Annotated in this window: 17 protein-coding genes, 2 tRNA genes, 1 pseudogene and 1 riboswitch; of the genes and pseudogenes, 9 read left to right on the plus strand and 11 right to left on the minus strand. The window is 72.6% G+C overall.

The features are described 5' to 3' along the window. Nucleotides 1-295: 295 nt before the first annotated feature. A complete protein-coding gene (locus AB0472_RS04950) occupies nt 296-2,374 on the minus strand; it encodes an asparagine synthase-related protein (RefSeq protein ID WP_366353492.1) in 2,079 nt (692 codons plus the stop codon). Nucleotides 2,375-3,122: 748 nt separating this feature from the next. On the opposite strand from AB0472_RS04950, the gene AB0472_RS04955 reads away from it, so the two are divergent. From AB0472_RS04955 to AB0472_RS04970, 4 genes are all read left to right on the plus strand, one after another. After that, the gene (locus AB0472_RS04955; RefSeq protein WP_366353493.1) at nt 3,123-4,547 is read left to right on the plus strand and encodes an MFS transporter; all 1,425 of its coding nucleotides are present in this window, start codon (nt 3,123-3,125) and stop codon (nt 4,545-4,547) included. Between the two features lie 203 nt (nt 4,548-4,750). After that, nucleotides 4,751-5,971 carry an L-2-hydroxyglutarate oxidase gene (gene lhgO, locus AB0472_RS04960; protein ID WP_366354046.1) on the plus strand — a complete coding sequence of 407 codons (1,221 nt, stop codon included), beginning with the start codon at nt 4,751-4,753 and terminating at the stop codon, nt 5,969-5,971. Between the two features lie 43 nt (nt 5,972-6,014). After that, entirely contained in the window at nt 6,015-6,911 is an 897-nt protein-coding gene (trmB, locus tag AB0472_RS04965; protein WP_366353495.1) for a tRNA (guanosine(46)-N7)-methyltransferase TrmB, read from the plus strand. An 85-nt stretch (nt 6,912-6,996) separates the two neighbouring features. Beyond that, entirely contained in the window at nt 6,997-8,265 is a 1,269-nt protein-coding gene (locus AB0472_RS04970) for a PrsW family intramembrane metalloprotease (protein ID WP_366354048.1), read from the plus strand. A 155-nt stretch (nt 8,266-8,420) separates the two neighbouring features. Here AB0472_RS04970 and AB0472_RS04975 read toward each other — a convergent pair whose 3' ends face one another. The 5 genes from AB0472_RS04975 to AB0472_RS04995 form a co-directional block, all read right to left on the minus strand. Further along, on the minus strand, nt 8,421-9,383 hold the full coding sequence (locus AB0472_RS04975; RefSeq protein WP_366353497.1) for an aldo/keto reductase: 963 nt from the start codon (nt 9,381-9,383) through the stop codon (nt 8,421-8,423). Between the two features lie 76 nt (nt 9,384-9,459). After that, nucleotides 9,460-10,497 (minus strand): M23 family metallopeptidase, encoded by a 1,038-nt coding sequence (locus AB0472_RS04980; RefSeq protein ID WP_366353498.1) that lies wholly within the window; start codon nt 10,495-10,497, stop codon nt 9,460-9,462. Nucleotides 10,498-10,504: 7 nt separating this feature from the next. After that, nucleotides 10,505-10,665, minus strand: a riboswitch (cyclic di-AMP (ydaO/yuaA leader). Between the two features lie 250 nt (nt 10,666-10,915). Continuing rightward, a complete protein-coding gene (locus tag AB0472_RS04985) occupies nt 10,916-11,965 on the minus strand; it encodes a PP2C family protein-serine/threonine phosphatase (RefSeq protein ID WP_366354049.1) in 1,050 nt (349 codons plus the stop codon). A gap of 282 nt (nt 11,966-12,247) precedes the next feature. After that, a tRNA-Met gene (locus AB0472_RS04990) sits at nt 12,248-12,321 on the minus strand. Between the two features lie 197 nt (nt 12,322-12,518). Continuing rightward, nucleotides 12,519-13,649, minus strand: coding sequence for a dihydrofolate reductase family protein (locus tag AB0472_RS04995; RefSeq protein ID WP_366353499.1), 1,131 nt, complete (start codon nt 13,647-13,649; stop codon nt 12,519-12,521). Between the two features lie 109 nt (nt 13,650-13,758). Between AB0472_RS04995 and AB0472_RS05000 the strand changes: the two genes are divergently transcribed. The 5 genes from AB0472_RS05000 (at nt 13,759) to AB0472_RS05020 (ending at nt 17,592) form a co-directional block, all read left to right on the plus strand. Then, nucleotides 13,759-14,286, plus strand: a complete 528-nt coding sequence (locus tag AB0472_RS05000; protein WP_366353500.1) for a MarR family transcriptional regulator — start codon at nt 13,759-13,761, stop codon at nt 14,284-14,286. 136 nt (nt 14,287-14,422) lie between these two features. Continuing rightward, nucleotides 14,423-15,064: a GTP cyclohydrolase II gene (gene ribA / locus AB0472_RS05005; RefSeq protein ID WP_366353502.1), complete on the plus strand. Its 642-nt coding sequence runs from the start codon at nt 14,423-14,425 to the stop codon at nt 15,062-15,064. Nucleotides 15,065-15,081: 17 nt separating this feature from the next. Beyond that, nucleotides 15,082-15,648 carry a hypothetical protein gene (locus AB0472_RS05010; RefSeq protein WP_366353504.1) on the plus strand — a complete coding sequence of 189 codons (567 nt, stop codon included), beginning with the start codon at nt 15,082-15,084 and terminating at the stop codon, nt 15,646-15,648. Nucleotides 15,649-15,797: 149 nt separating this feature from the next. Further along, nucleotides 15,798-16,373, plus strand: coding sequence for a hypothetical protein (locus tag AB0472_RS05015; protein ID WP_366353506.1), 576 nt, complete (start codon nt 15,798-15,800; stop codon nt 16,371-16,373). A gap of 403 nt (nt 16,374-16,776) precedes the next feature. Next, nucleotides 16,777-17,592: a hypothetical protein gene (locus AB0472_RS05020; protein ID WP_366353507.1), complete on the plus strand. Its 816-nt coding sequence runs from the start codon at nt 16,777-16,779 to the stop codon at nt 17,590-17,592. 39 nt (nt 17,593-17,631) lie between these two features. Here the strand turns inward: AB0472_RS05020 and AB0472_RS05025 are convergent, their stop codons facing one another. From AB0472_RS05025 to AB0472_RS05045, 5 genes and pseudogenes are all read right to left on the minus strand, one after another. Beyond that, entirely contained in the window at nt 17,632-18,171 is a 540-nt protein-coding gene (locus AB0472_RS05025) for an SMI1/KNR4 family protein (RefSeq protein ID WP_366353509.1), read from the minus strand. A gap of 28 nt (nt 18,172-18,199) precedes the next feature. After that, a pseudogene (locus AB0472_RS05030) lies at nt 18,200-18,736 on the minus strand (DNA/RNA non-specific endonuclease); the annotation flags it as partial. A 210-nt stretch (nt 18,737-18,946) separates the two neighbouring features. After that, nucleotides 18,947-19,019 (minus strand) — tRNA-Lys (locus tag AB0472_RS05035). A gap of 109 nt (nt 19,020-19,128) precedes the next feature. Continuing rightward, nucleotides 19,129-20,667 (minus strand): amino acid permease, encoded by a 1,539-nt coding sequence (locus tag AB0472_RS05040; protein WP_366353510.1) that lies wholly within the window; start codon nt 20,665-20,667, stop codon nt 19,129-19,131. 48 nt (nt 20,668-20,715) lie between these two features. Next, nucleotides 20,716-23,823 (minus strand): VCBS repeat-containing protein, encoded by a 3,108-nt coding sequence (locus AB0472_RS05045; RefSeq protein WP_366353512.1) that lies wholly within the window; start codon nt 23,821-23,823, stop codon nt 20,716-20,718. Nucleotides 23,824-23,853 lie beyond the last annotated feature (30 nt).

Here is a 23,853-nt window from a genome sequence, read left to right on the forward strand (position 1 = left end):
ACCCAACCAGCCCCCACCGGCCCGACTGCCCGCAGCCGAGAGGGCGACACAGACACCTGCGACTGGACACCGCCCCGCAAGGGGCGCGGGGAACTACCCAACCAGCCCCCACCGGCCCGACTGCCCGCAGCCGAGAGGGCGACACAGACACCTGCGACTGGACACCGCCCCGCAAGGGGCGCGGGGAACTGCGCGATCAGCCCCCACCGGCCCGCGGCCGAAGCACAGGGGCCGCACCCCTGATGCGGGGGTCTGGGGGGCGGCAGCCCCCCAGATGCGGCAGCCCCTCGCAATTTCACGCTCCCGAGGCCAGCGCACCCCTCATCGGCCGCACCCCCGCAGGGACCGCACGGGCCCGCGCCGGCGTCCCCGTCCAGCACGTGCCCCGGCGGGACAGCAGCCGGCGCAGCCACAGTTCCAGGGAGACCAGGTCGGCCAGCCCGTCCAGCGGCAGCGGTTCGCCCGCGGCCGCCGCGCGGAGCGCCTTGCGGACCACTCTCGCCTCCACCAGCCCCGCCTGGGCGAGCAGCGGCGTCGAGAAGAGGGAGATCAGGTCGTCGGCCGCCACGCGCAGCCCCGTGCGGGTGGCGGCCGCCGAGGACGCGTGGGAGGGGGCACCCCAGCCCGGCGGGAGGTCGGCGACGCCGGCGCCCTCCAGGACCGTACGGAGGATGGCGGAGCGGGCGCCCGGCTGGACGCGCAGCGCTTCGGGGAGGTCGCGGCAGGCGCGGACCACCTGGTTGTCGAGGAAGGGCGTGTGCAGGCGCTGGGAGCGGATCTCGGCCGCCTGTTCCAGGACGCGGATGTCGGCCGCGTGGCGGGCCAGCACGGCACGCGCGCGGTAGTCTCCGGGGCGCTGCCCGGGGCCGACGCCGGAGCGGTTCGCCGCCCCCTGGAGCAGAACCGATACTTCAGCCAGCGCCTCACCGGTCAGCCAGCGCGCCGCGGGACCCGGTCTCGCCCAGGTGAGCGCCGCGAGGGACGCGCCCACCGCGCCTCCGGGGTCGTCGAACCGGCGCCGCAGCAGGCGCTCGGCGAGGGACTCGACGCCCGCGCGGTACGGCGTGCGCGCCAGGCGGCGGGCCGCGCTGTACACACGCGCGGGGACCATCACCGAGCCGTCGGCCTTGGCGAGCGCGGCGACCGGGCGGACGAGGTGGCGGCGCTTGCGGTCCATCAGCAGGTCGGCGAGGCGTGCGGGGTGGGCGTCGAGGACCTGGCGGGCCCCGTAGCCGGTGAAGTGGTCGGCGCTGCCGGCGGCGAGCCGGGCGCGGTGCCGGGCCGCGGAGATCAGGGACGGGCCCGGTTCGTCGGTGAGGGGGCCGTCGAGGTCGGCGTACGGCAGCACCTCCTCTCCGCCGGTGACCACCACGTGGTGCAGGCGCGGGTTGGCGGCGAGGGTGCCCGCGCGCTGGAGTTCGGCCTCGCGGCCGCCCACGGCGAGGTCGTTGAAGGTGACGGCGAGAAGGCGCTCGCCGGCGCCCGTGCCGTGGCCGAGGACCGTGCCGGGCATGCCGGGCAGGCCCGCGGCGAGCAGGGCCAGCGTTCCCGACGCCGGGCCGCCGGAGAGGTCGGCGCCGATGCCCGGAACCGGCATCCCGCGCGCCGCGCGCCGCTCCGCGGGGCCCATGCCGGGCACCGGACCGGGGTCGATGTCCGGGACGTGCCGGGGTGCCGACAGCCGCGCGCGTACAGCTTCTACGAGCGCGTCCCGTACGGCGTCCACCGCGCGGTCGGGGTCGGCGGAGGGTGCCGCGACCGCGAGCGAGGCGACCTGCTCGTACCCGGCGACCTCGCGCGCCCCGGTGCGCAGGATCAGCGCATGCCCCGGCGGAATGCGCCGCACGCCCTCGTACGGGGTCGAGTCGTGCAGCGCGGCCGGCACGTCGGGGACGGCGAGGAGGGCCGCGAGATGGCCGTAGTCGAGGTTGGCCTCGATCAGGTCGGCGAGCGGGAGGGCGGCCGTGGCGTAGGCCGTACCGCCTGCCCAGGGGCTGTAGAAGACCGGGCGGGCGCCCGCGAGGTCGCCGCAGACGGTGACCCGGCGGCCGACCTGGACGACGGCGGTGTAGCTGCCGGGCCAGGCGGTCAGATGCCGGAGTGCGCCCCCACGCGCCGTGAAGAGGCCGAGGCGCAGTTCCTCGTCGGTGGCCCCGCAGGTGCCGAGGACGGCGATGCGGTTCTGCGCGTCGGCCTTGATGACGCGGACCTCGTCGGGGCGCCAGTCGCCGACCGCCCAGAGCGGGTCGGGGTCGCCCCACAGGAGCTGGGAGCCGACGGGGTGGACGGTCTCGCCGTCGTAGCCCATGGCGCCGGCGGAGCCGATCGTGGCGGCACCGGAGATGGTGCTGCTCCATCCCACCAACCACCGCATCGACGCCTCCACAGGCTGTGGACAACCATGCACGGTACGAACCGGGTCCCCATGCTGCCATGAAGGACGGGGCCAGGAGTGGCGGTGGGGCCGCCTTTGATCCCCGGAAGATTTCACGGAGTTGCCGTGGAGTCGAGGCAGGAGCGGCCACGCGCGCGTGCCACGGAAGAGTCGTGGGGGGAGCCGGGCGCCGTACGGTACCGGGCGATCGCGACGTGAATGCGCCCCCTGTACGCTCCCCAATAACGCCCTTCACGCCCTCAATTGCCGTGGTAGGAGCGTTGAGTCGCCGAAAATAGTGGGGTCGATTTTCAGCCAAATCAGAAACGGCCGCGCGGACTTGCGCACGCTCCGTACATGCTTTGCGCATCGCACGGGCGGCTGCCCGGACGCGCACAGTCCGGGAGGCGGGCATCGCCTCCCGGACCGGTCCGCCACCCGCGGGGATGAAGGTGGCGGTGTCCCCCAGCCCACTGGATCCAGTACAGCGGGCCGACCCACGCATCAGCCATGGAACCGCTCCCCCGATGGCCGGAGAAGAGCGCACGCACGGGCGCACGGCCACACGGCGGGGGCACGTCGCGACAGGCCGTGCACGGTGCGTATATGGGCCGCACTCGCGTACGGACCACAATCCCGCCATCCGGAACAATGCCCCTTAACGCTTGGGATGCGGCGAACTACGCTGGGTTTACGAATGCCGCGTGGTTATGCCAGTGCGGCAGCCGTCTGTGTCGAGGGGTGGCGCATGTCCAGGGAGCAACGCGGGCCGAACGAAAAGCTCGGCGCCGTTCTCGCCCTCGCGGGAATCAGCAACGCAGGACTCGCGCGACGCGTCAACGATCTTGGCGCTCAACGCGGGTTGACTCTTCGCTACGACAAGACGTCGGTGGCGCGCTGGGTGTCGAAGGGCATGGTGCCGCAGGGCGCCGCGCCACACCTCATCGCCGCCGCGATAGGCCAGAAGCTCGGCCGCCCGGTGCCGCTCCACGAGATCGGCCTGGCGGACGCGGATCCCGCCCCCGAAGTGGGCCTCGCCTTCCCCAGGGACGTCGGCCAGGCGGTGCGGTCGGCCACCGAGCTGTACCGCCTCGACCTGGCCGGCCGCCGGGCCGGTTCGGGCGGCATCTGGCAGTCCCTGGCCGGTTCGTTCGCAGTGAGCGCATACGCAACGCCCGCCTCGCGGTGGCTGATAACCCCTGCCGACAGTTCGGTCGCGCGCGAGACGAACGCCCTGGACGGGGCGGGCACACCGCTCAAAGTCGGCCACAGCGACGTGCAGAAGCTGCGGGAGGCCGCCGAGGACGCCAGGCGCTGGGACTCCAAGTACGGCGGCGGCGACTGGCGGTCGTCGATGGTGCCGGAGTGTTTACGGGTGGAGGCGGCACCGCTGCTGCTCGGCGCGTACTCCGACGAGGTCGGGCGGGCGCTGTTCGGCGCGAGTGCCGAACTGACGCGGCTCGCCGGGTGGATGGCCTTCGACACCGGGCAGCAGGAAGCCGCGCAGCGGTACTACATCCAGGCGCTGCGGCTCGCCCGCGCGGCGGCCGACGTGCCGCTCGGCGGGTACGTCCTGGCATCGATGTCCCTGCAGGCGACGTACCGCGGGTTCGGCGACGAGGGCGTCGACCTCGCGCAGGCCGCCGTGGAGCGCAACCGGGGGCTGGCGACCGCGCGGACCATGAGCTTCTTCCGGCTGGTCGAGGCGCGGGCCCACGCGCGTGCGGGGGACGCGCAGGCCGCGGGCGCCGCGCTGAAGGCGGCGGAGGGGTGGCTGGAGCGGGCGCGGGAGGGGGACAACGACCCGTCCTGGCTCGGTTTCTACGGCTATGACCGGTTCGCCGCGGACGCGGCCGAGTGCTACCGGGACCTGAAGGCGCCGCGGCAGGTGCGGCGCTTCACGGAACAGGCGCTGTCCAAGCCCACGGAGGAGTTCGTGCGGTCGCACGGGCTGCGGCTGGTGGTCTCGGCGGTCGCCGAACTGGAGTCGGGGAACCTCGACGCGGCCTGCGAGCAGGGAGTGCGGGCCGTGGAGGTGGCCGGGCGGATATCGTCCGCGCGGACGACGGAGTACGTGAAGGATCTGCTGCACCGGCTGGAGCCGTACGGGGACGAGCCGAGGGTGGTGGAGCTGCGGGAGCGGGCACGGCCGCTGCTCATGGCGCCGGCATGAGGGCCGCCCCCTCGTCCGCCGGCCCGCCGTGGCCGTGCGGGTGCGGGTGCGGCGTGGGGGCCGGTCGCCCAGTGCCCGGCGCCCCGGTGGGGCGCGACCACGCAGCCGCATGTCGCACAGGCCCCCGGCCCTGACGGGACGCGCTGCGGAAACCGGCGTTTGAAAGTGATGTCAGTGGCGCAGTGCACTATCGAGCGTGGGAGGTGGTGCAGGTGCGGGCCGGGATTGCGTACGACTGTGACGTGCTCGTGGTCGGGGGTGGGATCGTCGGGCTGTCCACCGCGTACGCGGTCACGCGGGCGGCGCCCGGCACCCGGGTCACCGTGCTGGAGAAGGAGGCCGGCCCGGCCCGGCACCAGACGGGGCGCAACAGCGGGGTCATCCACAGCGGGATCTACTACCGGCCCGGGTCGCTGAAGGCGCGGTACGCCGTCAAGGGCGGCGCGGAGATCGTCAAGTTCTGCGCCGAGTACGGCATCGCGCACGCCGTCACCGGCAAGCTGATCGTCGCCACCGAGCGGGACGAGCTGCCCCGGCTGCACGCGCTCGTGCAGCGCGGCCGGGAGAACGGCATACCGGTGCGGGAGCTCGGGGCCGCCCAGATCGGGGAGTACGAGCCCGAGGTGCGGGGGCTCGCCGCCATACACGTCGGGACGACCGGGGTGGCCGACTTCGTGGGCGTCGCCCGGCAGCTCGGGGAGGCCTCGGGGGCGGAGATCCGGTACGGCGCCCGGGTGGTCCGGGTGGACCGGCGCCCGGAGCGGGGCGTGGCCGTGCTCACCTCGCGCGGGGACGTCGTACGCGCGCGCGTGCTGGTCAACTGCGCCGGCCTGTACTGCGACGAGGTCGCCCGGCTGACCGGGGACGAGCCGGGGATGCGGATCGTGCCGTTCCGTGGGGAGTACTACGAGCTGGCGCGGCCGGAGCTGGTGCGGGGGCTGGTGTACCCGGTGCCGGACCCGGCGTTCCCGTTCCTCGGGGTGCATCTCACGCGCGGGATCGACGGTGGTGTGCACATCGGGCCCAACGCGGTGCCGGCGCTGGCCCGGGAGGGGTACGGGTGGGACGTCGTCCGGCCGCGGGAGGTCGCCGGGACGCTGGCCTGGCCGGGGTCCTGGGCGCTGGCGCGGCGGCACTGGCGGTACGGGGGCGGGGAACTGCTCCGGTCGGTGTCGAAGAAGGCGTTCACGACGGCCGTACGGCGGCTGCTGCCCGCCGCGCAGGAGGAGGACCTGGTGCGGGCGGCCGCGGGGGTGCGGGCGCAGGCCGTGCTGCGGGACGGGACGCTCGTCGACGACTTCCTGATCAAGGAGGGGCCGCGGACGGTCCACGTGCTGAACGCGCCCTCGCCCGCGGCGACCGCCTCGCTGCCGATCGGGCGGGAGGTGGCACGCAGGGCGCTGGAGGCGCTGGGCTCGGTGTGACACCCCGCGGGCCGTCCCGTGGGGGCCGTAAAATCGACGCACTGTGTCTGACTCCCTCAATGCCCCCGAAGCCCCCCGGCCCGCCGAGACCGGCCCGGCCGAGCACGTCCCCGGTGCGCACTCCGCCCACGCCCCCGGGGTGTCCGTCCGGCACACCCGGGCCAAGGGGGAGCCGCGGTTCCCGAACGGCCCCAGGGCCGATCCGGCCGGGTCGCACTTCGAGCGGCGGATCCGCAGCTTCCAGCCGCGCCGCAGCCGGGTCACCGCCGGGCAGGCCGACGCGCTGCAGCGCCTGTGGCCCAAGTGGGGCCTGGACATCGACGGGCAGCGGGTCATCGACCTCGGCGAGCTGTTCGGCAACGACGACCCGGTGGTGCTGGAGATCGGGTTCGGGATGGGCGAGGCGACCGCGCAGATGGCCGCCGAGCAGCCGGCCCTCAACATCCTCGCCGTCGACGTGCACACGCCGGGCCAGGGGAACCTGCTCAACCTCGCCGACCAGAACGGGCTGTCCAACGTCCGCGTCGGCAACGGCGACGCGATCATCCTGCTCCGCGAGATGCTCACGCCCGACTCGCTGGACGGGCTGCGCGTCTACTTCCCGGACCCCTGGCCGAAGAAGCGGCACCACAAGCGGCGGCTGATCCAGCCGGAGTTCCTGGATCTCGCCGCGACCCGGCTGCGGCCCGGGGCGATCGTGCACTGCGCGACCGACTGGGAGCCCTACGCCGAGCAGATGCTCGACGTGCTCGACGCCCACCCGGCGTTCGAGAACACGCAGGCCGAGGGCGGTTTCGCGCCACGTCCGGCGCACCGGCCGCTGACCCGTTTCGAGGGCCAGGGACTGGACAAGGGACATGTGGTGAACGATCTGCTCTTCCGTCGCGTACAGCACCGGGTGCCGCAGAGCGAGCAGCACCGTCAGGAGTCACCTCGTTAGGGTCGATGCCGTGGCCACCTCCCCGCCGCCGTACCCGCAGTACTCACCACAGCCGCCGTATCCGCCGGACCCCGCCGGGCGCGGTCTGCGGCATCCCCGCTGGTGGCAGCGGCGCTGGGTGCGGTACGGGGCGCTGAGCACGCTGCTGGCCCTCTCCGGCCTGGTGATCCTCGCGCTGGTGCGGGAGCAGACCGGGACGGAGGGCTTCCTCGTCGGGCTCGGGCTCGCCGTGCTGCCCGTGCCGCTGCTCGTGGGCGCGTTCCGGTGGCTGGACCGGGTACAGCCCGGCCCCTGGCGGAACGTGCTGTTCGCCTTCGCCTGGGGCGCCTGCGCGGCCGCGCTGATAGCCATCGTCGCCAACAGTTTCGCGACCAGGTGGATAGCGACGGCGACCGCGGACCCGAGCAGCGCGGACACGCTCGGGGCGACCGTGATAGCGCCGGTGGTCGAGGAGTCGGCGAAGGCGGCGGCCGTCCTCCTCGTGTTCCTGTTCCGCCGGCGGGACTTCACCGGGATCGTCGACGGGGTGGTGATAGCGGGGGTCACCGCCACCGGGTTCGCGTTCACCGAGAACATCCTCTACCTCGGCACGGCCTTCGGGACCGACCAGCTGACCGGTGGCAGCGGGATCGCCTCCGTCACCGCCGCGACGTTCTTCGTGCGGATCGTGCTGTCGCCGTTCGCGCATCCGCTCTTCACCGTGCTCACCGGCATCGGCTTCGGCATCGCCGCGCTCTCCGGGGAGCGGCAGCGGGCGCGGCGGGTGCTGGTGCCGGTGGCCGGACTGCTCCTCGCGATGAGCATGCACGCGTTCTGGAACGGGTCGTCGACGTTCGGGCAGTACGGGTTCTTCGCCGTGTACGGCATGTTCATGGTCCCGGCGTTCGGGCTGCTGACCTGGCTGGCCGTCTGGACGCGGCAGCGGGAACTGCGGGCCGTGCGGGAGGAGCTGCCGGCGTACGTCTACGCGGGGTGGCTGAGCACGGCGGCGCCGTTCGTGCTCGGCTCGATGCGGGCGCGGCAGATGGCCCGGGAGTACGCCGCCTACCACTTCGGAAAGGCGGCGGGACGGGCGGTCGCCGAGTACGAGGGGTACGCGACGACGCTGGCGCTGCTCCGGCGCCGGGGCCGGCAGGGGCGGGCGGGGGCCGACTTCGTGGTGCGGGAGCGCGAGCTCCTCACCGAGCTGTGGAGCCGCCGGGAGCTGGTCCGCCCGGCCCTGGAGTACGCGGCGCGGTCGGCGGCGCCGGGCGGGTGGCCGGGATACCCCGGCCACCCGCCGTCGGCCTACGCGGCTCCGGGATGGCACGGGACGGCGGTGCCGTATCCGGCCTACAACCCGTACCGGAGCTGACACCCGGAGGCTGCGAACCGCTCGGCACCGCCGGAGGGAAAGCAGCGAGCCGGACGGCACCCCCTGGAGGCGCGGGGAACCGCGCGATCAGGCGCGACGGCGCTGTGCCCCGCGGCCGGCCGGCGTTCCGACGGTGGGCGCCGGCCGGCGGGGAGTCAGGCGGAGGCCGTGGTCAGACGGGACAGTTCCTGGTCCGTCAGCTGCAGGTCGGCGACGCCCAGCAGGGGCGGGAGCTGCTCCAGCGTCCGGGCCGAGGCGATCGGGGCCGCGATGGTGGGCTGGGCCGCCAGCCAGGCGAGGGCGACCGTGGGGATCGGGGCCTCGTGGGCCGCGGCGATCTCGTCCAGGGCCGCCAGCACCTTCCGGCCGCGCTCCGACTCGGCGTACTGGGCGGCCCGGCCCGCCCGCGCGCTGTCGACCGTCGTACCGGGGCGGTACTTGCCGGTGAGGAAGCCGGCGGCCAGCGCGAAGTAGGGGACGGCCGCGAGGCCGGTGCGGGAGGCCAGGTCCTGGAGGGGGCCCTCGTAGGTGTCGCGGGAGACCAGGTTGTAGTGGGGCTGGAGGGCCACGTACCGGGCGAGGCCCTCGCGGTCGGAGAAGTCCAGGGACTCCTGGAGCCGCTCCGGCGTGATGTTGGACGCGGCGATGTGCCGGACCTTGCCCGCCCGCACCAGTTCGTCCAGCGCGCCGATGATCTCCTCGACCGGGATCTCGGGCTTGTCGAAGTGCGTGTAGTACAGGTCGATGCGGTCGGTGCCGAGACGGCGCAGGGAGGCGTCGGCGGCGGCCCTGATGTTGGCGGCGGACAGGCCCTCGAACTCGGGGTGCTGGCTGACCTTCGTCGCGATGACGACGTCGTCGCGGTTGCCGCGCGCCTTGACCCACTTTCCGATGATCGTCTCGGACTCGCCGCCCTTGTTGCCCTCGATCCACGCCGTGTACGAGTCGGCGGTGTCGACGAAGTTGCCGCCCGCGGCGGTGTACGCGTCGAGGACGGCGAAGGAGGTGGCCTCGTCGGCGGTCCAGCCGAAGACGTTGCCGCCGAGGGCGAGCGGGAAGACCTCCAGGTCGGAGGCGCCGAGCTTACGGAGCGAAGGGGAAGCGGAAGAAGCAGTCATGCTTCACTTCAACACGCGTTCCCCGGCACCCCATGCCGACGCGACACGAAGATCTTGTGAAGCGCGGCGGTCCGGATCAGGGGTTGAGGCCCTTGCCGCGCAGCCAGGTCATGGGGTCGATGGCGGTGGCCTGGCCGTTCGGGTGGACCTCCAGGTGGAGGTGCGGGCCGGTCACGTTGCCGGTGGCGCCCACCCGGCCGATGACGTCGCCGGTGGCGACCTTCTGGCCGACCTTGACGCCGATCGAGGACTGGTGGCAGAACCACAGCTCGGTGCCGTCGTCGAGGGTGATGATCGTGCGGTAGCCGTAGGAGCCGGCCCAGCCCGCCTCGGTCACCGTGCCGCTGTGCACGGCCTTGATCAGCGTGCCGGTGGGCGCGGCGAAGTCGAGGCCGGTGTGGTACCCGGAGGACCACATGGAGCCGGCCTGACCGAAGGTGCCGGTGATCGTGTACGAGACGACGGGCAGCGTGTACTGCTTGGCCAGCTCGGCGAGGCGGGCCTGCTCGGCCTTCTCCTTCGCGGAGGCCTCGGCCTTCTCCTTGGCGTCGGCGGCCTTGGCGGCGGCCGCCTTCTCCGCCTTGGCCTCGGCGGCCGCGATCGCCTTGTCGGCGGCGGCGACGGCCTTGGCGCCGGCCTTGGTGTCGAGCTGGCTCTGCTGCTGTGCGGCCTGGGCGATGATCCGGCTGCGCAGCGCCTCGCCGGCGTCGGACGAAGAGGAGTCCGCGTCGGTGGCGGTCGTCGTGGTGACGCTGCTGAGCGCGGTCTGGGTGGCCTGGTGGCCGCTGCCCTCGCCGAGCAGGGCATCGACCGAGGAGGGCAGGTCGGGCAGCGAGATGGAGACCGGCGGCTTGCCGGTGTTGGCGCTGGCCATGCCGCCCGCGCCGACGGCGGCTATGACGCCGACGCCGAGAACCGTGGAGCTGCGGGCGAGCCCGCCGCCCTTCTGCTTGGCGACCCGGTGCCGGCCGCGCGCCGCGGAGAGGGACTCCTCGGTGGGGTTCCACTCCTCGAAGGGGCCCTCGTCGGCGCGGTAGCCGCCGTAGGCGAAGGTCTCGGGCCGGCGCTGGCTGGGCACGAACGGGGCTGTCGGAGCAGGCGGGTTGGACGCCACGCGGGCGCACTCCTTTCCTTCCGCCGCCTACCGGGTTAGCTGACGGGTTCGGAGCGGGAAGGTCTCCTACGCGCGTATAACGGCCGTTTCGTACCCGGCGGTTGACGTGCGATTCACCCCAAGGTGGTGGTTCCCCGGTTCCCTTGCGGGATTCGGCGCGTGCGCACGGAGCCGTCGCGGGTGACGGCTGGGACGACCGCGCTGCGTTATCGAACGTTAATAGACGCGGCGGCCAGATTCCAAGCCGTTCGTCTTGATCATTAAGCTTTCAAGGTTTGGACTTACCTGCCACGACCGGTCGAAATCGGTCGAGTCGGCGGTGCGCGCCGCTCAGCTCAGGAGTCACACAGGTTTTGATGGTGTCTCAGTTGTCATGCGCAGGGACGTCACCCGGACACCGAACGTGACCGCCCGCCGTTCAGGGCCGTCGTACGGCGAGCAGCGCCATGTCGTCCGTCATGCCGCCGCCGGTGTGCCGGCGTACCTCGGCCGCGAGCCGGGCCACCAGGGCGCCGGGGGCGGCGGCGGTACGGCCGGTCAGCCGCCGCTGCGGGTCGTAGAACCGGCCGTGCGCGTCCCGCGCCTCGGAGAGGCCGTCGGTGTGCAGCAGCAGCGTGGCGCCGCTCGGGAACGCGTGCTCGGCCGCCCGGTCGGGCCACGCCCCCAGCTCGCCCATCCCGAGCGGCAGCGCGGCCTCCGGCGCCCGCACCGGGCGCACCTCGCCGTCGCCGTGCAGCAGCAGGGGCGGCGGATGGCCGCGGTTGACGAGCCGGAGCGTGCCGTCGCCGTGCGGGAGTTCGGCGAGTACGGCGGTGGTGAACCCCTCGTGTGCGTCGATGCCGCCGCGCCGGATGCCCTCACGTGCCAGCGCCCGCTCCAGCCGGCCGGCCACCGCCTCCAGCGTGGCCTCCTGCTCGGCGGCCTCCCGGAAGGCGCCGATGACCACGGCGACGGCGGCGACCGCGCCCATCCCCTTGCCGCGGACGTCGCCGACGACCAGCCGCACGCCGTACGGGGTGTCCTGGACGGCGTACAGGTCGCCGCCGATGAAGGTGCCCTCCTGGGCCGCCTCGTACCGGGCGGCGATCTCGAAGCCGCCGATCCGCTCGGCGGGCTCGGGCAGCACGGCCCGCTGGGCGGCCTCGGCGACCTCGCGGGCGGAGGCGAGGCGCTGGTCGCCGAGGCGGACGATCCGGTTGATGCCGGCGGCGAGGACGGCGACGGTGACCACCGTCAGGATCTCGGTGAGGGCGTCGGCCTCCGGGAGCACGGTGCCCCGCGCATGCACGGCGTAGGTGGCGAGGAGCGCGGCCAGGCCGGTGAGGAGGGTGGCGCGGAGCGAGGAGAGGGACGCGGCGATCAGCGGGGCCGCCGTGAAGAAGGGGACCGCGGTGAAGGGCGCGGGGGTGAGGAGGTCGTAACAGCCCCCGGCGCAGATCAGCAGCGCGGGCAGGAAGCGGGCGAGCATACGGGCGGATGCCGGACCGCGCTGCCCCACCTCTGCACGGCCCACCACGCGACCCCCCTGCCGTCCCATGTCCTCGACGAGCCCGTCGTGTGCGATGTGCTCGCAGTCCTCGATGCGTCCGGTGTGTTCGATGCCTGTCCGTCCAGGTTTGCGGCTGCGAGCGGGTGGGGCGAACGGGGTGGGCCGGGCGGATGAGCGCGGACGTGTGTGATGAGGAACACGGGCCCGGATATGACTCAGGGCCGGAATCCTCGAATCTCGGATTCCGGCCCTGGGTTTCAGTAGCGGGGACAGGATTTGAACCTGCGACCTCTGGGTTATGAGCCCAGCGAGCTACCGAGCTGCTCCACCCCGCGTCGGTGACACCAGCATACGCCATCGGAAGAGGAGGAGTCACACGGGTTACGTCTCACGCGCAGGAGCGGGTCGGCGCACGCGGAAGCGCCGGGCCCGGGAGCACGGCCAGGGAGCACGGCCGGGACCGGACGGGTCGGGCCCGGGAGCACGGCCAGGGAGCACGGCCGGGACCGGACGGGTCGGGCCCCCGCCCGGCTCAGCCGAGCAGATGCCCGTTCGGCGCCTTCGCCGACCCCTCGTACTCCCCCAGCACCAGCACCTCCACCCCCGCCTCGCGCAGCATGCCCGTGCCGTCGGCCGCCGCCACGAAGGTGTCCGGCTCGCGCCACGCTGTCACCACCCGTCGTACCCCGGCCCTGAGGACCAGCTCGGCGCAGGGGTGGGGGCGGGAGGCGCGGTGGGTGCAGGGTTCGAGGCTGGTGTAGACCGTGGCCGCGGCCAGCCGGGGGTCGTCCGCGGGGATCTTGGCCAGGGCCGCCTCCTCCGCGTGCACCACCGGGTCGCCGGCCTCCCGGGAGTGGCCGCGGGCCAGTTCCGTGCCGTCGGCCGCGACGACCACCGCGCCCACGCTGAACGCGGTCCGGGAGGGCGGGCACTCGGCCGCCAGTTCGCAGGCGAGCCGCAGCCAGTGCCGGTCCGCGGCGGCCGCCGACCCGCCGGTGCCGGGGGCCGTGGGCTCGTAGCGCATGAGGACGACGTCCTCGATCCGGCGGGTCTCCAGGAGCCGCAGCCGCCCGGCCTGGTAGCCGCCGGGACCGAACAGGCGCGGCGCCTTCGGGTCGCCGACGAAGAGGGGCGCCAGCACCAGCTGGAGCTCGTCCGCCAGACCCTGCTGGAGGAGCTGGGTGTGCACGGTGCCGCCGCCCTCGACCATCAGCCGCCGCACGCCCCGTACGTCGTGCAGGTGCTCCAGGAGCAGCCGCCAGTCGAGGTCGGCGCCGAGCGAGACGACGTCGGCGGCGATCCCGAGGGCGCGGGCCCGCCGCAGGCCCTCGTCCGTCGTGTACACGGTCTTCTCGCCGCCGGTGTGCCAGAACTTCGCGTCCGGGTCGAGGTCGCCGGTCGCGGTGACCGTAACCTTGAGGGGGTACTCGGCTCGGCCGGCCGCGGTCCGGGTCGCGCGCCGCTCCGGGGAGTTGACCAGGAGCCGGGGGTTGTCCGCGCGGATGGTGCCGGCGCCGATCAGGATGGCGTCGACGGAAGCCCGTACCTCGTCGACACGGTCGAAGTCGGCGGGGGAGGAGAGCAGGAGCCGGTCGGGGCCGGTGTCGTCGAGGAAGCCGTCGAGGGAGACGGCGGCGGACAGCAGGACGTAGGGGTACGGCATCGGACGCGCTCACTCCCGGCGGCGGGCGGGCGGGCTCGGATCGGCGATCGGCCTGCCTGCTCTGACATGGACGCTTGGTTAAAGTTTGAAACAAACCTACACTGGTGCCATGACGACTCGCTGGCTCACTCCGAAGGAGCAGCGCGCCTGGCGCGCCTACATGGCGGCGACGCACCTCCTGGAGGACGCGATCGACCGGCAGCTCCAGCAGGACGCCGGCATGCCCCATCTCTACTACGGCATCCTGGCCAACCTCTCCGAGGCGCCGGAGCGCAAGCTGCGCATGACCGATCTCGCCGAGAAGTCGAAGATCACCCGCAGCCGGCTGACGTACGCCGTGACCCGGCTGGAGAAGGACGGGCTGATCCGGCGCGAGGACTGCCAGTGGGACAAGCGCAGCAGCTTCGCGATCCTGACGGACGAGGGCATGACGGTGCTGGAGCGCACGGCGCCGGGCCACGTGGAGACGGTCCGGGCGGCGGTCTTCGACCATCTCTCCGCCGAGCAGGTGGAGCAGTTGGAGGAGATCAGCTCCGTGATCGCGCGGGCGCTGGAGGGTGACGAGTCGACTCCGCGGCCGACCGCGGACGAGGTGCCGTGGCGGCGCCGGTCGTCGTCGCCCTGTTCCGGTTCCTGAGCGCTGTTCGTGCGCCTGATTTCCCGAAACCGTGCGGAAATCTGTTGCTTCAAATTTAAAACATGAGGTAGGGTTCCAGCCGTGGATCTGCTTCAAATCTGAAGCAGGCACCCGCGACGTCCCACTGGAGAACCCGATGACCGACTTCCCCGCCGCCACCCAGCGAGCCCGCGTCCGGGTCCCGCTGCGCTTCAACGACGGCTACAGCGTCACCGCCGAACTCGTCACGTTCCACGGCCTGACCGACGGCCAGGAGCACGTCGCCGTCGTCCTGGGCGAGCCCGCCCCCGGCGCCCTCCCGCTGGTGCGCCTGCACTCCGAATGCCTGACCGGTGACGTCTTCGGCTCGGCCCGCTGCGACTGCGGACCCCAGCTGCGCGAGGCCGTCGAGCGCATCGCCGAACGCGGCGGCGTCCTGCTCTACCTGCGCCAGGAGGGCCGCGGCATCGGCCTCTACAACAAGCTCGACGCCTACGCCCTCCAGGACCAGGGCCTCGACACCTACGAGGCGAACGCCGCCCTCGGCCTGCCCGAGGACGCCCGCGACTACACCGCCGCCGCCCAGATGCTGGCCGCCCTCGGCATCACCGACCTGGACCTGCTCTCCAACAACCCGGACAAGGCGGAGCAGTTGCGCGGCCTGGGCGTCACCGTCCGGGACCGCGTCCCGACCGGCGTCTTCAGCACCGCCCACAACGTCCGCTACCTGCGTGCCAAGGTCCTGCACACCCAGCACACGCTGCCGCTGTCCGAGCTGACGGAGCTCAACGCGGGCTGAGCACTGCGGGACGCGGTGTGCTGCCGACGGCGGGCACACCGACGAGGAGAGCCTCCGCGGACGACCGGCCGGCGCGTGTTCCCGACGACCTCCACCAGGAGGGCCGGGCACACGACGGCCCGCCGGCCGACCGGCTGCCGAGGCTGCGCGACATGGCCCCGGACGCGGTCCGCCCGATCCGCACGCCGATCAGGGCCCGGCGCGCCACGTCCGCCCTGGAGATCGGCCCCTCCAACGGCTGCTCGGCGAGCTGGTTCGCCGGCGCCCTCCACGACACCGGCGCCCTCCACGACACCGGTGGCCGCCCGACGCCCGTGGCCGTCGACGCCGCCGAGACCCTGGCCGGCACCCCGGACGCGTCCGTCGACCCGGTCGCGCCCGACGCCGAGCGACCGGCGTACGCCGGCTACCGGCCGCACCTGCGACGTGTCCTGAAGCCGTACGGCGGCCTCGCCGTCGACAATGCGGTCGGCCACCGCGACCAGGTGGCCGCCTTCCGTGAACTGCTCGCCGCGACAGCGGAGTTCCCCGTCGACCTGCACGCGGTGGGCGACGGGTTGCTGACCGGGGTGCGGGTGCGCTGAGCACCGCACCGGCCCGTCAGCCGCACCGCCGATCCGGGTGCCGTCCGCCCCTACCCCCGTTCAGGTGAATCCCCCTGGCGACGGCAACCGCACAGCGCCCGCATATGTCACACACCGCACATCCACCAGCAAAACGACCAGGGGGACCCATGAACGACCAGCAGCCCTACGGCGCCCCACCGTTCCAGGAGCAGCCGCCGCGGAGGAAGCCCGGCGCGGGCAGGATCGTGGGGCTGGGCTGTCTCGGCCTGGTCGGGCTGGTCGTGGTCGTCGGCGCGATCGGCGCGGCGGTCGGCGGCTCCGGCCACGACCGGACCGCCGCGCCGCCGTCGGCCACGAAGACCGGCGCCGCCGCGGGCAGGAGCAGCGCGGAGAAGGCCGACGACGCCGAGCGGAACGGCACCCCGAAGGGCGACGCGCGTGCGGACACCGTCGTCTTCAAGGTGTGGGGCTCCGCCCCGGCCGGCGCCCTCGGCGGCCTCGACATCACCTACGGCTCCGACACCGACACCCGCAAGGGCACCTTCAAGAACGGCAGGTTCGAGGCGACGCTGCCGCTGTCGGACCAGGCCCTGTACTTCAACGTGATGGCGCAGCTGCAGGGATCCGGTGACATCAACTGCTCGGTCACCGTCGACAGGAAGACGAAGAACGCGCACGCCTCGGGCGGCTACACCATCTGCAACGCCCAGCTGACCGGCGACTTCACGGGCGGCTGGCGGTAACGGCGCGCCGCGGCGCGGGAGACACCGAGCCCGGCAAACGCCACGGCGCCCGGACCGGCCGAGGCCGCCCCGGGCGCCGCACCGAAGGACGGAGAGACCGCCCCCGCTTCCGTAGGCCGTGGGGGACTCCATGCGGTGCGATCTGCCGTGTGACGGCCAACGCCTCCGTGACGGCTCACGCCGAAGCACTGCTCACGCGTCGCGCAGGCACGCGCAACGGGACAGCAGCCGGCTCGGGCGGAGACTGCCATTACCCCCAACTGTGCACTGCCGTGCACGTGTTCTAGTCTCTCTCCGCAGTTTCAACAAATTGCGTGAATGGATTGGCAGGCCCTGCGCGTCGAGTCTCCGGCGCCTCGATCGGGCCGGGGGGAACACGTTCATGGCAGTCAGAAGATCGCTCGTGGCTTCCGCTGTGCTCACGCTCCTTCTCGGTGGCCTCGGCGCCGCAACGGCCCGCGCCGGCACTGACGGCTCTCTGTACGTGGACAACGCGACCGCCGACTGCAGCGACAGCGGACCCGGTTCCCAGGCGGAGCCGTTCTGCCAGATCCAGCCGGCCGCGGATGCCGCCGAGCCGGGGGACACCGTCTACATCGCGAGGAACTCCGCCTCCTACGCGCCGGTGACCATCAGCTCGGCCGGCACCGCGGACGCACCGATCACCTTCAAGCCGACCACGGGCAACGGGGCCCAGGTGACCGTCGTCGGCAGGGGCACCACCGCCGTCACCTTCTCCGGCGCCCAGTACGTCGACGTGCTCGGCGTGCGGCCGGCGGCGTCCGGCGTCGCTCCCCTGGCCATCAACGGCTCCGCGCACATCTCCTACGGCACCACCTCCGTCACGTCCACCGCGACGACCGCGACCGTCGCGGCCATCACGGTCGACGGGTCTTCCTCCGACATCTCCCTCACCCGTCTCAGCGTCGCGTACGCCCGCGGCTGGGCCTTCTCCAGCGCGGCCGGTGCGCAGCGCGTCACGCTCGCCGACGACCTCTTCCTCGGCGAGGCGGGCGGCGGTGTCTCCGCTGCGGGCACCACGGGCATCGTGCTCGCAGGTGACACCATCCAGACCGGCTGCGGCAACGCGGTCAGCCTGACGGACGGCAGCTCCGGGTCCGTGGAAAACACCGTCGCCTTCCCCGGCGGAACGACCACCTGCGCCGACACCGACGGCACCCCCGCCGAGATCCTGACGCCGCCGTCGCTCCCTCCGTGACCGCTCGCACCGTGAAGCCGGTGCGTGGCTCATGCCCGGCTAGTCAAGAATCTCGTCGTTGGAATCAAAGCCGTGGCTGTCCGTCGGCAGGTCGGGGAAGTACTCGGTCTCGGCCTCGCCGGTCAGGACGGCGAGTACGAAGGAGGCGCACTGGGTGGCGTGGTGTTCCCATTCCGGACCCCGGCCCTCGTTGAGGATGACCGTCCACTCGTCCGGCTTCTGCTCCGGCCGCCTCAGCCAGTACAGGTACATGCCGCTTCCCTCGACGTAGGCCCATGGCAGCACCTGCGCGTCGGCGTCCTGGAGTTCCGCCGGTCGGGCTTCGGTCTGCCAGAGGTCCGCGAGGATGTCCGCGCGCTCCGTGGCCTGGTCGACGAGGTTGTAGTTCTCGTCGGGGCATTCCGGGTCCAGAAGCCAGACGGTCTCGTCGAAGACGCCACCGCCGTAGGTTTCGACCAGTTCCTTGTAGTCGCCCGGCAAAGGCGTGCCCAGTCGCCGCTCGACGGCCGCCCAGTCGCGCGAGCGGGGCGGGGTGGCCGGGGGGATGAGCTCGAAGAGGCGTTCCACGGCAGGACGCATGGCGGTCGGCTTCCTTACTGCGCGCGTGCTACCTGGGTTTGGGTACGTTCAGGATAGTGACGGCGTTCGTCGCGCTGCCGCCTTCGTAGGGGGTGAAGGTGAAGCCGTTGCTGCCGGTGCCCTCCGGGGTGAGCCCCACGGGTACGACGTCGCTCGGGTCGTTGGTCCGGCAGACGGGTGTGACCGAGTACTCGATGGTCTCGCCTCCGTCCACCGCCGCCCTGATCTGGTCCTCGACCTTTCGCATGACCGGTGAGTTGGCGAATCGGTGCATGGTGACGAAATTACGCGGGTCCTTGTTGGATCCGCGTATCTGGGCGCCGAGCAGGTGGGTCTTGTTGAGGTTCTTGTACTTCTGGTAACCGGGCACGTTGACCTGGGGGTTGGTCTTTCCTCCGGTCATGTCCGGTTCGATGGTGGCTTCCATGCCGGAGGCCCGGCCGCCGGGTCCGGGTGCACCGTAGCGGACGCGACCACCCCAGGTGACGTCGGCCTCGTCGCACGGAGTGAGCCCCATCGGGTCGCACAGGGTGTGCGGATTGTCGACGTAGGCGACGGGGTTCGGCGCCCAGCACGTGATCAGGGCTCTGAGGGTGCGCGTGGTCGCCACGTGTGTGTGCGAGTCCGCGCTCTCGGCCGGCGGACATGCCGGCCACCGGTTCCGGAGCACATCCGCTCACGCACGGTCCCGAGAACGAAGCAGCGCCCGAGCCGACCGAAGCCGACCCGGGCGCTGCACAGCAGGTCAGGGGCCATCTCCCCCGCCCACCTCTCGTAGGCCGTGTGGGACTCGAACCCACAACCAATGGATTAAAAGTCCACTGCTCTGCCAATTGAGCTAACGGCCCAGGCGATGTTGCCTCCCCGAGCATAGCCGGACGGAGGCGTCTCGCCGATCGGGTATCGGGGTCGTGGCCGCGTCGCGTGGCAGAAGCGGGACGTACGGGGTCCGGTGGGTCAGAGATCGACCAGTTCGGCGGAGTCCTGGGAGCGCGCCCTGTCCGGGTTGAGGAACCAGTGGCGGGCCGAGGCCTGCCACCAGATCGCGGCGAAGCCGAGGACGGCCAGGACGGCGATCGGGGCGTAGTTGAAGGACTTCCAGGTGACCGGGGAGACCTGCGGGAGCATGAAGAGGACGGTGATGATCACGACCCAGGTCACCGAGACCACGCCGACGACCTGCGACCAGCGGCCCAGGTGCCAGGGGCCGCGCTCGAACGCATCGCCCTTGCGCACCCGCAGCAGCGTCGGGATCACGTACGCCACGTACAGCCCGATCACCGCGATCGACGTCACGGCGGCGTAGGCCGTGTAGTTGATCAGGTAGGGGAGGCCCAGGGCGAGCGCCGACAGGGCCGCCAGCCAGACCGCCGCCACGGGGGTGCGGGTGCGCGGGCTGACCGTGTGCCAGACGCGGGAGAAGGGGAGCGCGCCGTCGCGCGAGAAGGCGTAGATCATGCGGCTGTTGGCCGTGACCGAGGCCATTCCGCAGAACAGCTGGGCGCCGATGACGACGAGCAGCAGGAGTTTGCCGGAGGTCGCGCCGAGGGCGTCCAGGAGGATCTGGGCCGGGGGCGCGCCGGTCGGGGAGGCCAGCTCCTTGTCGTACGACTGGATCGCGAACGTGAAGCCGAGGAGGAGGACGAAGCCGGCTATCCAGGACGTCCAGATCGAGCGGACGATGCCCTTCGGGCCCGCCGTCGCCGCGTCGTGGGTCTCCTCGGTCATGTGCGCCGAGGCGTCGTAGCCCGTGAAGGTGTACTGGGCCATCAGGAGGCCGAGGAGGACGACGTACGGGCCGCTGCTCCAGCCGGTCTCGTTCACGAACTTCGTGAAGACGAAGGACGCCGACTGGTGGTGGTCGGGGACGAAGGTCAGCGCGCCGACGATGACGGCGACACCCAGCACGTGCCACCACACGCTGACGCCGTTGAGGAAGGCGACTATGCGGACGCCGAAGGTGTTGAGGAGACCGTGCAGGACGAGGATCGCCGCGAAGAGGAGGATCGTCCGGCCGGGGGTGACGGTGAAGTCGAACTGGAGGTTCAGGTAGGCGCCCAGGAAGGACGCGGCACCGAAGTCGATGCCCGCCGTCACCGCCACCTGGCCGAGCACGTTGAACCAGCCCGTGAACCACGCCCAGGCGGCGGCGCTGCGGGGCGGTGCCAGGCGGTGGGCCCAGAAGTAGAGGCCTGCCGAGGTCGGGTACGCCGAGCAGATTTCGGCCATCGAGAGGCCGACGAAGAGGGTCATCAGGCCTACGGCCACCCAGCCCCAGGTGATCACGGCCGGACCGCCGGTGATCATGCCGAAGAGGTAGAGGGTGAGACAGCCGGACAGGACCGAGATGATCGTGAAGGACACCGCGTAGTTCGAGAAGGCCGACATACGGCGGGCCAGGACCTGGGTGTAGCCGAGTTGGGCGAGCCGCTCCTCGTCGGAGAGCGCGCCGGGAGCCGGGCCGGAGGGCGACTTGGCTGTCGCGTCATCTGTCATGCCCCCAGCGATTCCCTCCCTGGGGGCGTGACATGCGTCACAAGTTGGCTAGAAAAGGCCCTTGTAGCCCTGCCAGCCCGTCCCGATCTTCACCCGGGCCGCGAACGTCCCCTTGCCGGTGCCGCTCAGCCGGTAGAGGTTCCCGGCCGTGTCGCGCGCCACCAGGTCGCTCCTCCCGTCCCCGGTGAGGTCCCCGACGCCGACGACCGCGTTGTACGACGCTCCCCACCCGCCGGCGATCCGCACCCGGCCCCCGAAGGTGCCCTTGCCGGTGCCGTAGTACCGGTACAGGTTGTTCGACCTGTCCTGCGCGAGCAGATCCCCGATGCCGTCGCCGTTCAGGTCCCCGGCGCCGACGACCTTCTTGTACGTCTTCCAGTTGCCGTACAGCTGCACGCGCGCGGAGAGCCTGCCCGTGCCGGTCGTCCGGTAGAGGTAGACCGCGCCGGTCGAGGCGTTGCGGGCGAGCAGGTCGGGGCGGCCGTCCCGGTTCAGGTCACCGGGCGAGGTGAGGACGTCGTACTGGTTCCAGCCGCTCGCCCCGAGGGTCGTGTACGACGTCGACGAGGTGAGCGCGGCGCCACGGGCGGGCCGGTAGGCGCGCAGCGCGCCGCCGGGAGTGCGGACCAGCACGTCGTTGCAGCGGTCGTTGTTCAGGTCGCCGTAGGGCACGGCGAGCGTCTTCGTCGACCAGCCCTTCCCGGAGACCGTCCCGGCGAAGCCTCCCTTGCCGGTGCCCTGCTGGAAGGTGAGCGTCGACCCGGAGGAGTTGAGGGTGAGCAGGTCGCCGACGCCGTCGGCGCCGACGTGGTCATGGCGTACCGGGCTGCCGGTCCCGATCCGCACCGAACCGGTCACCTGGAGGTCCGCCCCGGTCCCGTCGGCGGGCGGGACGGACAGCGTCCACTCGTACGCCCCGTTCGGCAGCGGCACGTCCCCGGGGGCCGTCCGGTCCATGCCGAACCAGCCGACCTTCAGCTCACCGCGCACCTCGGCGCCGCTGTTCGCGGTGTCCACGACCTTCCCGGTCGCCTTCGAACGCACGGTCAGCCGCCAGCCCGCGGCCGGCTTGGACAGCAGCAGGCTGGTCAGGGTGTCCGCCGTCGTGTCGACCGGCGTCGGGTCGACCGAGGCCGCGTTCAGCGCCGGGGACAGCAGTCGCAGCGGCTGCTGCGCCACCCCGGACGGTACGAGGTGGATCTGCTCCTCGTCGTCGACGTAGGCCGCGTTCGCCCCGGACTCGTCGACCGTCCAGCGCACGTCCCGCTGCGAGACACCGGTGTCGGGCAGTTCGCCGACGACCCGGCTGACGGGGGTCCCGCCGGCGACGGCGGTCAGCACCAGCCGCCCGGCCTCCCTGTCGTGCGTGACGACGTACCCGTCCCCGAGCCTCGCCTCGTCGGCGGGCACCGGCACCGACTTCCCCGCCGTACGGTCGTGGACCCCGGCCGTAGTGCCACCGCAGTTCCAGTACAGGTAGCGGCCGTTCGCCTGGAGTTCGGTGGGCGCGCAGCCGCCGTCGCCGAGGGTGAGCGTCTCGACGGTCTTCTTCGCCGCCAGGTCGTAGGCGCTGACCTGCCCGGGGGTGGTGGCGCTCGCGGTCCAGAGCAGGGTGCCGGAGAGGGCGGCGGCGCCAGGGGCGCGGGTGACCTTGGGTCCGCCGCTGTCACCGATCCGGTAGACGTACTGCTGGGTGCCGGTGGTGTAGACGACGTACTCGCCGGAGACGTCGGTGATCCGGCCGCCGGCCGGGACCTCGCGGTCCCAGAGGCGGTCCGGTCCGGGGCCGTTCGCCCGCAGCCGGTCGGAATCGCCGGGGGCGCCCGCCCCGCGCATCAGCCACACGGTCAGGCCCGAGGCCGTACCGAACAGCTGCGAGCAGCCGGTGTCCGTGGTCGCGCAGTCGCCCAGCAGGACGTTCCCGCCGCCGTAGATCGCGCGCGCCCCGAACACCGGTGCGCCGGTCGCGGCGACGGTACGGCCGTAGGCGGCGCGGTTGCCGTACTTGCTCTCGTCCACCTCGACCAGCCGCCCCTGGTCCAGCGACAGGCCCTGGATCGGGTACGGCGGTTTTGACAGCGCCTTGACCATCTCCACCGCGGGGCGGCCGTCGGCCCCCGTCCGGATGCGCTGCACCCCCCAGTCGTCGGCACCCGTGCGGCCGACGACGACGGCACCGCCGTCCGGCGTGGCCGAGACACCGGGGTTGGAGGCGGCGGTCAGGGTGACCGGGTCACCGCCCGCGATCGGGACGGCCGTCACCTGCCCGCCGCTGCCGGGCCGGTGCACCAGCCAGTCCCCGACGACCACGAGGTCGTCGGCCGTGGCGAAACCGCTCGCCGCGCGGTCCAGGGCGACCTCGGCCGGAGCCGCCGCCGGATCGGCCCGCGAGTAGACGTACGCCGTGGTGGCCTGGGCGCCGGTGTAGGCGACCAGGTACCGCGGCGAGAGCTTCACGTAGTAGGCGTCGGCCGGCAGCGCGCGCGTCCAGCTAGCCACCTGCCCGGTCGCCGGGTCGACCTCGGCCAGGCGCAGGCTGTCGTCCAGCTTGGCCAGGAAGACCAGTCCGTCCGCGTCGCCCCGGAGCACCCCGCCGACGGCCATCCCCGCCGGAGCCCCACCGACGGTCACGTCCCGGGTGGTGCCGTCCGGGCCCGCGGTCAGCAGGTGCTTGACCTTGGTGACGGTGCCGTCCGCGGCGGTGACCTGGTGGTAGGTGACGACCGTGCCGCCGTAGACGCCGAGGTAGGTCTGGTCCTCGGGCACCCGCACGGTGGTGGTCGTGCCGTCCACCGCGTCCCACAGGTCGACGCGCCCGTCGGGGTACCGGTAGGCGAGGACGTCACTGCCGGTGGCGGTCTGCTGGGTGAGGTTGATCAGCGGCGCGTCGAAGGACCGGCCGTCCGAGTACCGCGTCCACACCGGGGTCGGATGCCCCTCCAGGAGGTGGAACACACCCTGCGTGCCCGCCCCGTCGCCACCGGTCCGCTCGTCGTACGAGAACAGCGGCGCCGAGGTGTACGTGCTGCGGTACGTGGCCGGGACCACCGTCTCCTGCGCCGGCCCGGCGACCGCGGTGTCCAGCGGGCCGAAGGCGCTGATCAGCGCGGCGGAGGCGGCTACGGCCACCACGGACACGAAGGCGTGACGCGCCAAGGTGAGTCCTCCCCATGGGACGTACGGAAG

It is taken from the genome of Streptomyces sp. NPDC086777, from assembly GCF_040702065.1.
Classification (GTDB): domain Bacteria; phylum Actinomycetota; class Actinomycetes; order Streptomycetales; family Streptomycetaceae; genus Streptomyces.

Bases quoted from the DNA above. Each gene is read 5' to 3' on its own strand.
- AB0472_RS05015 (WP_366353506.1), top strand. From the start codon at position 15,798: ATGAACGACCAGCAGCCCTACGGCGCCCCACCGTTCCAGGAGCAGCCG.
- AB0472_RS04995 (WP_366353499.1), bottom strand. From the start codon at position 13,649: ATGCCGTACCCCTACGTCCTGCTGTCCGCCGCCGTCTCCCTCGACGGC.
- AB0472_RS04975 (WP_366353497.1), bottom strand. From the start codon at position 9,383: ATGACTGCTTCTTCCGCTTCCCCTTCGCTCCGTAAGCTCGGCGCCTCC.
- AB0472_RS04950 (WP_366353492.1), bottom strand. From the start codon at position 2,374: ATGCGGTGGTTGGTGGGATGGAGCAGCACCATCTCCGGTGCCGCCACG.
- ribA (WP_366353502.1), top strand. From the start codon at position 14,423: ATGACCGACTTCCCCGCCGCCACCCAGCGAGCCCGCGTCCGGGTCCCG.
- AB0472_RS05025 (WP_366353509.1), bottom strand. From the start codon at position 18,171: ATGCGTCCTGCCGTGGAACGCCTCTTCGAGCTCATCCCCCCGGCCACC.
- AB0472_RS05040 (WP_366353510.1), bottom strand. From the start codon at position 20,667: ATGACAGATGACGCGACAGCCAAGTCGCCCTCCGGCCCGGCTCCCGGC.
- AB0472_RS04955 (WP_366353493.1), top strand. From the start codon at position 3,123: ATGTCCAGGGAGCAACGCGGGCCGAACGAAAAGCTCGGCGCCGTTCTC.
- AB0472_RS04985 (WP_366354049.1), bottom strand. From the start codon at position 11,965: ATGCTCGCCCGCTTCCTGCCCGCGCTGCTGATCTGCGCCGGGGGCTGT.
- AB0472_RS05000 (WP_366353500.1), top strand. From the start codon at position 13,759: ATGACGACTCGCTGGCTCACTCCGAAGGAGCAGCGCGCCTGGCGCGCC.